Annotated in this window: 12 protein-coding genes; 6 read left to right on the forward strand and 6 right to left on the reverse strand. The window is 39.6% G+C overall.

Translation table 11 applies throughout. The features are described from left to right. Positions 1 to 13: 13 nt before the first annotated feature. On the reverse strand, positions 14 to 301 hold the full coding sequence (locus AACZ88_RS20580) for a hypothetical protein (protein ID WP_339629188.1): 288 nt from the start codon (positions 299 to 301) through the stop codon (positions 14 to 16). Between the two features lie 189 nt (positions 302 to 490). Here AACZ88_RS20580 and AACZ88_RS20585 point away from each other — a divergent pair, with 189 nt between their 5' ends. Then, entirely contained in the window at positions 491 to 1,123 is a 633-nt protein-coding gene (locus tag AACZ88_RS20585) for an N-acetylmuramoyl-L-alanine amidase (RefSeq protein ID WP_339714643.1), read from the forward strand. 107 nt (positions 1,124 to 1,230) lie between these two features. Here AACZ88_RS20585 and AACZ88_RS20590 read toward each other — a convergent pair whose 3' ends face one another. The 5 genes from AACZ88_RS20590 to AACZ88_RS20610 all read right to left on the reverse strand — a co-directional run bounded on the left by AACZ88_RS20590 (position 1,231) and on the right by AACZ88_RS20610 (position 5,428). Next, entirely contained in the window at positions 1,231 to 1,890 is a 660-nt protein-coding gene (locus AACZ88_RS20590) for an ATPase (RefSeq protein ID WP_339714646.1), read from the reverse strand. Next, positions 1,874 to 2,626 (reverse strand): hypothetical protein, encoded by a 753-nt coding sequence (locus tag AACZ88_RS20595; RefSeq protein WP_339714649.1) that lies wholly within the window; start codon positions 2,624 to 2,626, stop codon positions 1,874 to 1,876. Before AACZ88_RS20595 ends, AACZ88_RS20590 begins: the two co-directional genes overlap by 17 nt. A gap of 3 nt (positions 2,627 to 2,629) precedes the next feature. After that, positions 2,630 to 2,914: a helix-turn-helix domain-containing protein gene (locus tag AACZ88_RS20600; protein ID WP_339714652.1), complete on the reverse strand. Its 285-nt coding sequence runs from the start codon at positions 2,912 to 2,914 to the stop codon at positions 2,630 to 2,632. Positions 2,915 to 3,236: 322 nt separating this feature from the next. Next, the gene (locus AACZ88_RS20605; protein WP_339714655.1) at positions 3,237 to 4,073 is read right to left on the reverse strand and encodes an RteC domain-containing protein; all 837 of its coding nucleotides are present in this window, start codon (positions 4,071 to 4,073) and stop codon (positions 3,237 to 3,239) included. 140 nt (positions 4,074 to 4,213) lie between these two features. Continuing rightward, entirely contained in the window at positions 4,214 to 5,428 is a 1,215-nt protein-coding gene (locus AACZ88_RS20610) for a site-specific integrase (protein ID WP_339714658.1), read from the reverse strand. A gap of 736 nt (positions 5,429 to 6,164) precedes the next feature. Here AACZ88_RS20610 and AACZ88_RS20615 point away from each other — a divergent pair. From AACZ88_RS20615 to AACZ88_RS20635, 5 genes are all read left to right on the forward strand, one after another. Continuing rightward, complete coding sequence (locus AACZ88_RS20615; RefSeq protein ID WP_339714661.1) at positions 6,165 to 8,285, forward strand: PVC-type heme-binding CxxCH protein; 2,121 nt, start codon at positions 6,165 to 6,167, stop codon at positions 8,283 to 8,285. A 138-nt stretch (positions 8,286 to 8,423) separates the two neighbouring features. Then, positions 8,424 to 8,798 (forward strand): hypothetical protein, encoded by a 375-nt coding sequence (locus tag AACZ88_RS20620; RefSeq protein ID WP_339714664.1) that lies wholly within the window; start codon positions 8,424 to 8,426, stop codon positions 8,796 to 8,798. A gap of 61 nt (positions 8,799 to 8,859) precedes the next feature. Further along, the gene (locus AACZ88_RS20625) at positions 8,860 to 9,825 is read left to right on the forward strand and encodes an amidohydrolase family protein (RefSeq protein ID WP_339714667.1); all 966 of its coding nucleotides are present in this window, start codon (positions 8,860 to 8,862) and stop codon (positions 9,823 to 9,825) included. 335 nt (positions 9,826 to 10,160) lie between these two features. Continuing rightward, positions 10,161 to 12,497 carry a c-type cytochrome gene (locus tag AACZ88_RS20630; protein ID WP_339714670.1) on the forward strand — a complete coding sequence of 779 codons (2,337 nt, stop codon included), beginning with the start codon at positions 10,161 to 10,163 and terminating at the stop codon, positions 12,495 to 12,497. A gap of 40 nt (positions 12,498 to 12,537) precedes the next feature. Continuing rightward, positions 12,538 to 13,926: a mandelate racemase/muconate lactonizing enzyme family protein gene (locus AACZ88_RS20635; RefSeq protein WP_339714673.1), complete on the forward strand. Its 1,389-nt coding sequence runs from the start codon at positions 12,538 to 12,540 to the stop codon at positions 13,924 to 13,926. Positions 13,927 to 13,950 lie beyond the last annotated feature (24 nt).

Here is a 13,950-nt window from a genome sequence, read left to right on the forward strand (position 1 = left end):
CCCTCTTTGAGGGCTAGACTACGATTCCGATCAGGTAAGTAAAGATTCCAACGACAGCACCGGCAATTAAAACGAACACCAGTACCCTTGTAATTCCTTTTTTAAGGTCAGCGTTTTCCCCAAAGAAGTGTCCTGCGTTAAATAGGAAACCTATAAGGAATATGACCCCTAAAATGATGGGGAAAATTGTTCTAATGGTATCAGAAACATCATTTACAGAATCTTCAATGCCACCAATTTGAGCAAAAAGCGAAGTGGATAGAAGCGAAAGAAATGTTGCCAAATAGATTGATTTTTTCATAACAGAAAAGTTTTGATTTTTGATTCGTTTTCGTGATTGGAAATTTACATATATTTGGTTATAATATATTGATAATCAAATATTTGTGAATAAAATATTATTTGTATTCAATTGAATTCAGTTGCTATTATTTTGCATCAAATTCTATGAAATTTTAAGACCAAGTTGTTAATAATCTGAAAAATAGAAATGAAAAAAGTGCTCAAAAACGTCAGTTTTGTCTTTTTGCTCTTGAAAATGTGTGTCATTTTAGGACAGCATGCGAGTGTTCAAAAACGAATTGTAATTGATGTTGGACATGGAGGAAAAGATTCCGGTGCCATCGGAATAAATGGCATGCAGGAAAAGGATGTTGTATTGGACATTGCTTTGGAAATTTTGAGCTCAAACAAACAATCTAAAACGCCATTTGACATTTACTTGACGAGATATAGTGACACACTTATTTCGTTATCGGATAGAACCAAGTTGGCCAAGGCTCTAAAAGCAGATATATTTATTTCCTTGCATTGTAATCATTCGGAAAATCCGAATGCTAGAGGCATTGAAATGTATGTGGCAAATACTATATCACAACATTCAAAAGAAACCACTTGGTTGGCTTTTGAGTTGCAAGCTTCGTTCAAAAGGCAGTTAGGATTTGAAAGTAGAGGTGTGAAATTTGGAAATTTTCAGGTATTACGAGAAACTTTAGATTATTTTCCAGCTGTGCTTTTGGAATTGGGTTTTTTGAGTAATCGAGATGAAAACAATTATTTTTCAAATCTCTCTAACATACGATTGTCGGCATTATCAATTTTATTAATTATTCAAAAATATTGAAACTATGAAAGCTATGTTTTTAGTACTAACCAAAAGTCTTAAGGCAATTATTGAACATTTTATTTCAGAAGTGATTTTGTTATATAAATCTTTCAGAAGTTGAACTACTACCGCTTATCCCCAGCTCCCTTATCAAAGGCAATCAGATTGAACAATTTGCGCATTCTGCTGCGCACACGGTTCCCATAACGCTCTTCTAGTTCTTCAGCATTGAGATTTGTAGTAGCGTGCGTTTTAATTTTATATTTGGTCTGAAGATACAGTTCGTATCGAGATAAGAGGACTTCACCCATTACGTTCAAATCCTTACCATAGAATCTACCCGTAGGTTCAATGCCCAGATCATCGAAACAGAAAAATTTAGTGTTCCCATAGTCTTCAATGGTTTTAAAACCGAGGTGGTTAAAACTGAAGGCAACGTTCCTGCAAGGGATCATTTCGTAAGGTCTTTGCTGTGGGACGATATGTCGTAGTAGTTTCATCAAAGTGGTTTTTCCGCAGCCTACTGGTCCAGAAAGTAGAATGCCCTTTTCAGGGTCAATATCGTTCTTTTGACAATTCTCTTTATCCTTGATGTAATAGTGGCATAGTTTGCGGATGATTATTGTGTCTTCATCATAGATTCTGAATTCCTTACCAAAGAGCGATTTTCCTTTGGCATTCAGATAAATCAGTATTTGGTCAAAATCGTACAGGACGCTTTTGCCATCAAATTTTCCGAGTGAATATTCTACGCCACCTTCGGTGATTTTAGAGGGGTTGTCCATAGTCTTTATTTTTAGTGGTTCGCAAGTTGTCCTTGATTTGGGATGCTTGTTTTTTATTTGGTTTGTTTTCTTCATCGAAAAGCACGGTTCTATCCATCCAGTTGAGGGCTAAGGCACGCCAATCACGAATTTCTTTCCCATCGCTAGTTTGCCAATTACGGGTTTCATAATGCTCAAAGAATTTTTTTCCTTCAGCAGCATTAAAACCTTTTTCAAAAAAAAAATTAAAAACGGCCTGCCTGCCCTTTGGCTGTTTTATATTGTTTACTTGTTTGGTATTGTTTATAGTAGATACCAATGCTTGTCCACTGGTGGGACGGTGCGGGTCCACTACTTGTCCATTTATGGGACGGTGCTGTCCCGTTACCGGTTCACGTTTGGGATGATACCGTTCCGCAAGATGTTCTAATATGGGATTGTACCGTCCCGTAACCGTCTCATCACTTGTCTCGATAATGGCCATCTTTATTTTGCTGCCTTTATAGGGATTTTTGGAGGGAAAGTAAAAGAGATAGTTCCAAGAATCAAGTTCTGTAACACATCTATGGTAGGTAGATTTAGAGCCTATCTTCGAAGCAAGCATTAAATCCCTGCGGTTCACGTAGAATTCTTCTGCAAAACGGCTACTGTTCCATTCCTGGAACAGGGCCATATACAAACTGATATGGGTTGGATTCAAACGGTCATCGAAATAGAACTTTTCAAAAGCCGCATTGAGTAGCTTTATATAGTTCATCGCTTAAGAATTTAGACCGTGTTGTACACGGTTTGCAGTCATAATATCTTGAATTTCCTCGGCATCATAATAGATTATTCCGCCAACCTTGGTGTAGGGTAGGGTCCCGTTGATACGAAGATTTTGTAATGTGCCTGGACTTACTTGCAGCAAGTCCATAACCTCAGAAGATTTTAGGTACTTCTTTAGTTTTCCTGTTGCTTGCTTCGCAAGAAGATTTTTAATATCATCGAGTAATTCCATTTTGAATTCTCGAAGGTCGTCGGTAGTAATAATACTTGTCGGCATAATAGAACGGTTTTAAAGAAAGGGACTATCGCATCGCTGTCAAATAATTTGATAGCCCCTGACCTGATTTGACTTTCGTTCTACAAATTTGATTGGTATTATTGGATTTTATTCCCCAGTTCGACCGTAGTACGGTCAAAATTTAACATCTTGAAATTTGATACATTTTGATGTGTTTTGTGGATACAATTTTGAAAAATAGCAACCAAACATCCCTAAATTGAATAGGAAATACAACTTGAAACGGATTACCGGAGGTGAACCGGAGTACGGTCTTTATTTAACATTTTATAAACGGGAATACAAGAAAGGAATTTAAGGTTCATTCTTCGCTCTTGTCGATTTCTATAAGAAGTGTTTTGGCAAGTTCGTCCAAGAATAATGTCCTGCTATTCTTTCGGCCTTTGATATCCTGAAAGGTTTTGTAAATATCCTTTGGCTTGAAGTCGATTATTTGCTGTAGACTTTGGGATACTTTCATAATGCTTTGTTTGTCCTGTTTGCCCAAACCTCTCAAACATAATGCATATAGCAATTCAACATAATCCGTATTGCTGAATGGCCAATGAAGTTTATTTTTTGGATCAACTATCGTTTTGCCATTTTGAGAATGTTCAAGCTTAAATAATCTAGCATCCAAGTAAACAATAAACTCGTGATATGCCTTAAATTTCCCCAAGAGCATATCCCGAGGTGTGAAAAAATCAGGGTCTTGAAAGTAAAATTTTGAAGTGGTAATTTGGTAGCTCTCCAAAAAATCTCTGGTGTAATATTCTTTGTCAAAATGGGCTGCACCAGAATCAACATATTGCCCAAAATCCATGTTGTAAAGAAAGAATCGATTGAGCTTGTTGATTTTCCTCTTGATGAATTTACATTGGGCTTCTTTATTCGCTTTCGGAAATTGAATTTCAAAGGAACGAATTTCAGAAAAGTAAATCAGTTCCCTCAAGGGTATTTGCTTTATATGTTTGAAAAAGTCTATTTCTTCTTCTTCGGACTGAAATCCATCAATAAAAATATCCTTTTTAAATTTTCTGAGTAGATTACGACATAGTGTGATTGAACGGTTTGCGCGTTCAAGAATGTTAGTAGTAGTATCTTTAATTTCAGTTAATTCCCTATGTAATTCTTGCGCCAAAAGTAATTTTTCCTTCATTCCTTCCCATGTTTGCAGATTTATATTCTTCAACTGCATATAGGAGGGTCACAATTATAACTATGATTTTAAGAATTTGAGGGGGAATGACAATCTTTAGACAGCTTTTTCTTACAAACACATCAATAAGTATGCCTTTTTTAAAAGTTTAAAACACTGTCCAAGGCCAAGTCTGCATCTCGATGAATAAAGTTTGATTGATAATTTAAAGTTGTTTTAAGGTCGCTATGTCTATATAGTTTTTGAAGCATTAAGGGGTGAATAGTATCACCAGCGATATTTCCAAAACTATGTCTAGCAATGTGCATGGTGATTTTCTTAGTAATACCGGCTTTCTTAGCTATCGATTTGAGGCAGTCATTAAATTTTTTATTGGCCGTTTTCAATTTATTGAAAACATCTTTTGCATTATTTAAATCTGCTTTTTTTAGCTCTGGAAAGATGAAGTCGTCTTCATTTTTTTTGTCTACAATATACTGTTCTAGAATTGGTATTATTTTTTCTGGAATTTTTAAGGATAATATTTTTGAGTTTTTGCCCATTCTATAATGAAAGCGATTATCATAAATATCTGACCAACGAGTTTTTAAAACGTCGGAAACCCGCATTCCCGCAAAATTGAAGCTGAAAAGCCATACATTTCTCGTGTGTATTTCTCGAAAAGTTAAATCTTGGACCGATTCAATATTCTGTACTTCTAAAGTTGTAAGTCCAACTTTAGTAGTTTCCGGAAACTTGATTTTTATTTTATCAGAACCAAATGGATAAAGTTCTTTGTTTACTATTTTTTGCTTAACAGCCCTATTGTACAATAATCGAATTAATACAAGAATGTTCATAATTGATGTTTCCGACAGGCAATGTTTTGATTTGAGATTGACCGTTAGTTTTTTCAGAAAGCGTTCATCAATTTCTTGAAAGGTAAGTTGTTTTGATTTGTGAAATTTAAAGATAAATCCAATCCAAGCTTTATCGCAAGAAAGCCGATTCAGTTTTTCAGATTGTTTCAAATCGTCTAAATGTTCTTGGGAAATCTCAAAAAAGGTGAACTGGTTATTTGAACTAAAAATTTCCCTTTTTATTTGATTAGCGGAGGCATCCCTTTTTTCGGATTGCAGATGAATAAGTGCTTTGTTAGCTTCTGAAAGTTTTTGTGATAGCAGACTATTTAAACTATCAGAATTGTGGTGTGATTTTTTTACACGAATATTCTTTTCATCCCAATCTTCTAACTCAATATAATGGCCAATATATTGATATGTGGATCGACGATTTTTTGTAATACGTATTGTTAGAGGGAATAAGCCTTCTTTATTGGTCTTTTTACGAAGAACGATTTTAGCATTTGATGACATAATTGACCTGTTTTGGTTGCGAAAGTCAAATCAGGTACAACATTTGGACTAAAAGACGATATAAAGATACGTTTTTATTACCTTCTCTAGGTACAACATAGGTACAACAAATGTTGAAATCAATTGATATTAGATGATATCAAAGAAAATGAGAAATCACGTAAACAATTGGAAATGAATGACTTTAGTATTGATTGGTTAAATATACGCTAGACTTAGGATCTAGTGCCGCAAGGTGTGAGAGTTCGAGTCTCTCCGCCTGTACAAAGGGAAAGCCGACTTTTAGGAGTCGGCTTTTTTTGTTTGGGTAAAATATGTATGTGTTAGCTTCTCAAGAATAAAGACTCAAAGCTAAATTAATTTTATTGCCTAGGAGTCCACTTCGAGCAACTTGTGTGATTCCTGTTATGTCTACCTTTCTGATATATGTGGCCCGTTTTAAGCCATTACCTGCTCTACTGCTGAAAATAAATAAGTTTTGCAATTTTGGGATGCCACTTCTTGGGGTTGCGGTACATCACATCATATGTGAAGGCTACAAAGGAATTTGATCTGCTACGGAAACCCTGTCTTATTGAATTTTCAAAGCGCTTTTTTTAGTATTTTCGGGTGCAGTCACCAATATTTTACACTTTAAAGCCTAACTTTTGCAATTCAAATAATTAATTCAGAAGAAACAAGAACTATAAATTGTTCCGTCAAAAAAAGTATGCAGATCAAAAATAAATGTAATTCCTTGTGTAAGCACTTGGCTATTCATGTACCCTTCCTGATAGTGCTAATGGGCATCTTGGCTTCTTGTGAAACAGAATCGTTGTACGAGGGTCCGCTTAGTCCCGAAGAGTCCATGAAAACTTTTCAGTTCGCCGAAAATGTTAAGACGGAAATTTTTGCATCGGAACCCTTGGTCATAGATCCGGTGGCAATGCAGTTTGATGGAGATGGAAATGCTTATGTCGTCGGCATGTTAGATGCTTACAAGCCTGATGCTGTAAAAGGAAAAGGGAAAATCATTATGTTGAAAGATAATGATGGTGACGGAAGGGCCGACACATCCACAGTATTTGCAGACAGTCTTAGGGAGGCGACCAGTGTGTTGCCTTGGAAGGGCGGGCTTCTTGTATGTGCCGCCCCTAATATTATGTATTTTAAAGATACTGATGGAGATGGCCGTTCAGATCTAAAAGAGGTTCTTTTTACTGGTTTTTTCAGCAAGAATGAAGAAGCACAAATCACCAATCTTCGTTTTGGTGTTGACAACTGGATTTATGCCAATAATGCGGGGCAGGCAGGTGAAATAGGTTTTAGCCGGAAACCCGATGCTCCTCGGTTAAACATTCAGGGTGCTGATTTTCGTTTTCGGCTTGACCGCAATGCATTTGAACGTAGCACGGGGCCAGGGCAATTTGGTCTGGCTATAGATGATTGGGGGCACCGGTTTTTTACCGCGAATTCCCTGCACATTAGAGAGGTCGTAGTGCCTTTAAGATACCTCGAAAGAAATCCTTATCTGCCCGCTTCGGCTAAAAATGCAATACAGAATATTTCCGACCACGATCCGCTTATGTATCAATTAAGCGAAACACCTAATTGGAGACAGGTTCGTACGGACCGGCGTAATAAGAATTTTCAGGAAAATAACCTTAAGAGGGTAGAATACGCAAGAGATCACTTTACGGGCGCTTCAGGTGGAACGTATTATGATGGGGATAAGTTGCCGACAGCATTTTATGGTAGTATTTTTACAGGAGATGTTGCGGGTAACTTGGTGCACCGTGATGTTCTTTCTGTTGTTGATAGTATGCCTTTTATGGTGGCTAAACGTGGAGGAAAGGAAAAAGATAAAGAATTCATGGCCACTACCGATTCATGGTTTCGTCCTGCCAATTTTTCAGTAGGCCCTGATGGTTATCTGTATATGATGGATATGTATCGGCAACATATTGAAACCCCGATGTCTATTCCTGAAGATTTGCAAGAAACTATGGACTTTGACGCCGGAGATAAATATGGGCGTATTTATAGAATAGTACCTAAAAATGAGGATTCCTATAAAGCGGTAAACCCTAATCTTACTAAGGCAACTTCTTCCGAGCTGGTTAAGGCTTTGGTGCATGAAAATGGCTGGTGGAATCTTACTGCGCAAAGGCTTCTTTTAGAGCGTCAGGATAAAAATATATTGCCTGAAGTAATCGCTTTGTTTGCCGAAAATGAAAATCCAAGATTCAGATTACATGCGCTTTATGTTTTAGAAGGAATGGATGCCTTGGACGCCGCTACTGTCAAAACTGCAATGAAAGATCCTTCACCCGGGGTAAGGGAAAATGCCGCAATACTTTCCGAACGTTTTCCAAGTTGTTTGCCCCAGTTGACGGAAATGATCAATGACGCTTCGGTAAGGGTAGCTTTTCAGGCTGCTTTGAGTTTGGGGCAATTTGAAGATGATACTGCGGTAATCGCACTGGCACAGGCATTGGAGCTACATGGGCAAAGTTCTTGGTTTAGAACTGCAGTATTGAGCTCAGAAGCTGGATCTAGTATTGACCTCATAAAAATTTTAGTAAAAAATTCTTTTTTTAAAGACCCCGTGCCTTGGAAACTGAAATTTTTTGAGACTTGTGCCCATATAATCGGAGCTCGAAATGATAATAGCGAGGTTTTTGATTTAGTGAGCATCCTTGCTCGACCTTCGTTATCAAATGCAACGAAATTTCAGTCGGCGGGTATAGAAGGGTTGGTCAAAGGACTAGAAAAATCGCAGGGATTGGGAGATGGGTTAGGGCAAAAGTTAAAAACTATTGAATCAGGAGCAGATAGTAATTTAACCAAAATAATACAAAGATTAAATGCTGAATGAATGATTCTTTTGGTTGGAAGGGATACCGCTTTATAGCAGGAACAAATATTCATAACAAGAAAAAATGAGCTCCTTGAGAGAGGATGTAAGCAATTGCCAATAGTATCCAATCAGTGGCGTAAAAAACAATTTTTAAAAATGGGGGGTAAAGATTATTCCAGAAGAAAATTTATAAATAAATGTTTTAGTAGTGGCAGTGTGCTTTTAGGAAGTGTACTCTTTCTTAACTGTCGTGGTACAAATGAATCATCATCAGGAAATGAAAGTGGGCACAAGAAACCAAGTATTTCTGATGACCCCTGTAATGATCTGACCAGTTTAAGTGACGGAGAACTTAAAAAGCGCCAAAGTTTAGGTTATGTAAAGCAATCCACCGTTCCTGATAATTCTTGTGGAAACTGCGCACTCTATATTCCTGCAAAGTCAGAAAAAAAATGCGGGGGATGTATCCTATTTAAAGGTCCTGTTTATATCGAGGGCCATTGTGTTCAATGGGCAGCGGTAACTGCGTAATTAAGAAGGTCAAAAAAGGAAGTAGAAAATGTGCTAATAACTCCCCGTTAAATTCGTTCTTATGTCACCATCAAAAAAAGGTTTCTCTCGTCGTCAATTTATTGCAGGTACAGGTTTGCTTGCATTGGGCACTTCTCTAAAACTAAACGCCTTTACTGAAAGTGCAGGTGTCAAAAAAGAACCGATAATTGATATCCATCAGCACACGCACTATCTTCAACGCACCGATGAACAGCTACTCGCACATCAAAGGGCACTGGGGGTTACTACTACTATTCTTCTGCCGTCTGGTCGACCCGTGAATTCACCTTCCACACATCAGGGCCTTGCCAATGGATTGCAGGCAGAAGCTGGGGGGAATGCAGAATGCTACTTGTTTGCAAGCCAACACAAGAAGGAGTTCCGCTTTGGGGCTTGCGCCGTTCCAGATATGAAAGATGGCCTTTATGAGATTGAGAAATATTTAAAACTGGGTGCAGTGGTTATTGGGGAATTAAAATTTGGAGTTGCATGTGATTCGTCGGAGATGCAAAAGATTTACCAACTGGCTCAAAACTACAGTGTACCAGTACTTATTCACTGGCAGCACGAAATGTATAATTATGGCTTCGAACGCTTTTATAAAATGTTGGAAAAATATCCGAAGGTAAATTTCATCGGCCATGCACAAACGTGGTGGGCAAATATTGATAAAAATCATTTAGATCAGTCCATTCTTTATCCTAAAAACCCTGTCACACCGGGAGGAATTACAGACAGGTATCTCAGCGATTATCCCAATATGTACGGGGATCTTTCAGCTGGCTCAGGTCTCAATGCGCTTAAACGGGATGAAAATCATGCCAAAGTTTTCCTCGAAAAACACCAAGACAAATTATTATACGGTAGTGATTGTGCAGATCCGACAGGATCGGATCCCGAAAGTTGTTCCGGGATACTTGATATTGCCGAGATACGTAAGTTGGTGTCTAAACCAACTGAACGTAAATTGTTATATGAAAATGCAAAGAGATTATTCCGTCTTTAATCGATTGACATGCTGTCTGGTGCTTATTTGAAGTCGAAAAACGTATAATTTACAGATAACGAAATAGTATCCTACTTCCGTTTTTATTTGCCATAAGGGAAAATCTTGTGAAAAGGGCAATCATAAACATTATTTTTTCTTGGTTTGCTCATTCAGTTTGTTTCAACTTTCTATTCTTTACATAAATCGTGGCCCACAACCTTAAGAATTTATTGTAATTTGTTCCAAAGTTGAGTATTTGATATTGGTTTGTAGTTTCAATGATTTACTGCTGTTGAATAGCGTGCACGACTTTCTTTTTGTTAAACCCTAAGTGCGTAACGGGTTCAATATATATGAAATTAAGACATAAAATTTTTACTTTAGGTGTCATTGTTCTTTGTGGGGTATTGGGCTGTACCGATGACACCGAAAAGATGAATGCCAAACGACCGATAGATGTTTGGGCCTTTCGCTCAGTGTTGGACAAAAAGCCAAGAATGTTGACTATCGCATTGGATTCCCAATTGTACGTGGCCTACGACCTTGCCCGATGTTCACTTTATAAAGCATGGAAAGGTGGTGTTATTATGGAAGGAGCACCATACACGGCGAAAAAGAACATCCAACCGACTTCATGGGGTGCAGCCTATGTTTCCGATAGTTTACGGCAACAGTGGGTAGTGGAGCGAAACGGAAAAAAAGACAACTCAAAAATTAGCAACAAGGGGTATTCGTTTAAAGATAATCAGGTGTACCTCGAATATCAGTTAATCTTAGCAACGGGAGACTCCGTTCTAGTAATAGAACGCCCCGAATTTGTTATGGACAGCGCAGGAAGACCTGGAATGGAAAGATGGTTTAAAACGGTTGGTCTGCCCCAAGGAACTTCTATTTCTTTGCAACAAGACACTAGTGTTTTTAGGCTGGCCTCGAACGATATTAGTGTCAAAACAGATTACTTTGATATCCTTCCTGAACAGTTTCCGCCAGATCCCAAGGCATCTTATGACCATTTGGGCAAGTTGTGGATGGAAGAAAGCGATTGTTTTACCTGTCATGATGTTGATGAACCGAATATAGGTCCGGCCTTTACCCAGATCGCACAGCGCTATCCCAACACTGAGAAAACGGTTCTGCAACTGACCGAAAAAATAGGGCGAGGCGGGTCGGGAGTTTGGGGGCAAAGTGTGATGAATCCGCACCCGAATTTGAAAGAAAGGGAGCTAAAAACAATGTTGGAATATATCTTCAGTCTGAAGAATAGCTCCGACACCGTTTCCTCCAAACCATTTGTAAGGGATTATTCGGTAGCGGCCGAAAAATACCTGGCCACGCCAGGGCATGGGCAACCTTTGGAAGCGGTGCATCCGAGTTATGATTTGACCACCCTGCATGGCGGGGACTTTAAACCAAAAGTAGGCGGATTGGCTTTTTTGCCTGATGGTAGACTACTTTTTACCACATGGGATACTGAGGGCGGAGTTTATGTGCTCGATGGGTTTCAAGGGGGCGATAGCACAAAAATCAAGGCAAAACGTATTGCTGCCGGCTTGCACGAGCCGCTTGGTATCGAAGTCGTTGACGGAAATATCTTTGTACTTCAGAAGCATGAACTTACACAACTGATCGATCTCGATGGTGACGAGGTCATCGATGAATATAGAGCGATTTGCAATACGTGGCAGGTTACCGAAGATTTCCATGAATTCGCCTTCGGCCTGGAATATGATCAAGGCTATTTTTATATTACCTTATCGATGGCCATGCGTCTATTGGCCAATGAAAAACAGAAAATGGATCGGGGCAGAACTATAAAAATAGCGCTTGACGGAAGTTATGAGCGGATCAATTACGGGCTGCGTACACCCAATGGAATCGGCCGAGGGGTCGACGGGGAACTTTTTGTCACTGATAATCAAGGTCAATGGCTACCGGCCAACAAACTCATTCATGTTAAAAAAGGCGAGTACCACGGGATGGCTTGGGGTCTTTTAGAGGCATCGCAAGAAGCGCCAAAAATGGTGCCACCCACCCTATGGCTGCCTGATACTGAAATAGGTAATTCCCCTTCAGAGCCCATAATGATGAGAGATGGTCCGTACAAGGGGCAAATGCTTCATGGCGATGTGAGTCATGGTGGTATAAAGCGAGATTTTATCGAAAAAGTAAACGGCAGCTATCAAGGGGCAGTTTTCCGATTTACCCAAGGCCTTGCGGCGGGGGTTAACCGGCTCAGTTGGGGCTCTGATGGTGCACTTTATATTGGAGAAGTAGGCATGGTCGGTGGCTGGACTTGGAAGGAAAAAAAATATGGCTTGCAGCGTATAAAATATAATGGCAAACCTACTTTTGAAATGTTAGCCGTACGGGCAAGACCCAACGGTTTCGAGATAGAATTTACGGAGCCTTTGGAGGCTACCTCGAAAATCTTTCCAGACGAATTCTTTACGACCCAATGGTGGTATAAACCTACGGAAGGTTACGGTGGTCCGAAAATGGATTTCGAGCAATTGACGGTAAAGAAAGCAATTTTATCACAAGACCGTAAGAAGCTGCATTTAGAGATACCTGGGCTGAAAAGGGAACATGTTGTATATTTAAGGATTCCCGGCCATCTTCGGAGCACCGATGGACAGAACCTGTGGTCTTCCGAGGCGTGGTATACCTTAAATGCTATTCCTAAACAATGAACACAAAAATGAATGATTATCAAAAGAAAACCATAGGCTTATGAAGCGTAGAGCGTTTGTCAATAAAACCGTCGCAGCTACTGCCATGGGCGCCATAGGGCTACCATTCAACATTAATGCACTCGGAAAAGAGAAAAAAATGCAAAAAAAAATCAAGATCAAGAACACAAACTCGAATTTTGAGAGAGAATCGCTTTTTCCTTACCGCTTTAAGGGGAGTGCCGTTACCCAACTTTGGCAGACGGCAGCTTGGTTGCAAAGTGATTCGGGTGTTTCGAAAATCGGACTGGGTACGCAGAGTCCTTTATGGTCCGATTCAAGCGTTGCCGGTGACCATTCTGAAAATGGTGCCAATGCATTGATGTTCGCCATGAGCGAAAAGGCTTTGCAATTGGCAAAGGGCCGCACGTTTACCAATCCCGTGCAGCTACTCGATGATATATTGCCCGAGGTGCATGCATATGGTAAAAAAATAACGGGGGAATCCGACCTGAGAATGACTTTTGCACTGAATTCCCTGGTCTGTGTCGATAACGCAGCATGGCTGCTCTATGCCCATGAGAACAATATAAAAACGTTCGACGAAATGGTTCCGGAAGCATACAGGCCCGGTTTATCATATAGGCATAAAAAGGTGGCAAGTATTCCATCCTTTCCCGTTGGTACAGCAATTGAAAAGATAAAGTCGGCAGCCGATGAGGGCTACTTTATCATGAAACTGAAAACGGGCTCCAAGGGTACCCAAAAAGAGATGTTGGCCCATGATATGGAGTTTCTGTCCAATGTGCACAAGGCCATAGGGCATTATGAAACGCCGCATACCAAAGACGGGAAAATTCCCTATTACATCGATCCCAATGCAAGATATGAATCCAAAGACACCTTGTTGCGCTTTTTAGACCATGCCAAAAAAATAGGTGCATTCGACCAGATTGCTGTAATTGAGGAGCCATTACGGGAAGAAGATGAATCTTATGTAGGCGATGTAGGGGTCACGATTGCGGCTGATGAAAGTGCGCATACCGTACAAGATGCCATAAATCGAATGGAACAGGGTTACGGCACCATTGTCGTAAAGGCCATAGCCAAGACCTTGAGTATGACCATGAAGATTGTACAGGCCTGTCATGAGCGAAAGGTGCCTTGTTTCAGTGCTGACCTTACCGTAAATCCGATTTTGGTGGATTGGAACAAATCGATCGCCGCCCGTTTGGCACCGCTTCCTATGATGGATATCGGGCTATTGGAAACCAACGGCCATCAATATTATAAGAACTGGGACAAGCTCGAAACTTATCACCCACGAGCGGGAGCGGAATGGACCCAAACCGAAAATGGCGTATATCAAACAAGCAAATCATTTTATGACCAAAGCGGGGGGATATTTCTTCCTTCGTCGCATTATGAACAATTGTTCGAGGAAATCTAGTTTTAGTTATGCTAGATTGAAGTA

Origin of the sequence: uncultured Kriegella sp., from assembly GCF_963975415.1 — a bacterium.
In the GTDB taxonomy this organism is placed as follows: domain Bacteria; phylum Bacteroidota; class Bacteroidia; order Flavobacteriales; family Flavobacteriaceae; genus Kriegella.

Coding starts and splice junctions, on each gene's coding strand:
- AACZ88_RS20630 (WP_339714670.1), top strand. CDS start 10,161: ATGAAATTAAGACATAAAATTTTTACTTTAGGTGTCATTGTTCTTTGT.
- AACZ88_RS20595 (WP_339714649.1), bottom strand. CDS start 2,626: ATGAACTATATAAAGCTACTCAATGCGGCTTTTGAAAAGTTCTATTTC.
- AACZ88_RS20585 (WP_339714643.1), top strand. CDS start 491: ATGAAAAAAGTGCTCAAAAACGTCAGTTTTGTCTTTTTGCTCTTGAAA.
- AACZ88_RS20620 (WP_339714664.1), top strand. CDS start 8,424: ATGGGGGGTAAAGATTATTCCAGAAGAAAATTTATAAATAAATGTTTT.
- AACZ88_RS20605 (WP_339714655.1), bottom strand. CDS start 4,073: ATGAAGGAAAAATTACTTTTGGCGCAAGAATTACATAGGGAATTAACT.
- AACZ88_RS20635 (WP_339714673.1), top strand. CDS start 12,538: ATGAAGCGTAGAGCGTTTGTCAATAAAACCGTCGCAGCTACTGCCATG.
- AACZ88_RS20590 (WP_339714646.1), bottom strand. CDS start 1,890: ATGGACAACCCCTCTAAAATCACCGAAGGTGGCGTAGAATATTCACTC.
- AACZ88_RS20625 (WP_339714667.1), top strand. CDS start 8,860: ATGTCACCATCAAAAAAAGGTTTCTCTCGTCGTCAATTTATTGCAGGT.
- AACZ88_RS20610 (WP_339714658.1), bottom strand. CDS start 5,428: ATGTCATCAAATGCTAAAATCGTTCTTCGTAAAAAGACCAATAAAGAA.
- AACZ88_RS20580 (WP_339629188.1), bottom strand. CDS start 301: ATGAAAAAATCAATCTATTTGGCAACATTTCTTTCGCTTCTATCCACT.
- AACZ88_RS20600 (WP_339714652.1), bottom strand. CDS start 2,914: ATGCCGACAAGTATTATTACTACCGACGACCTTCGAGAATTCAAAATG.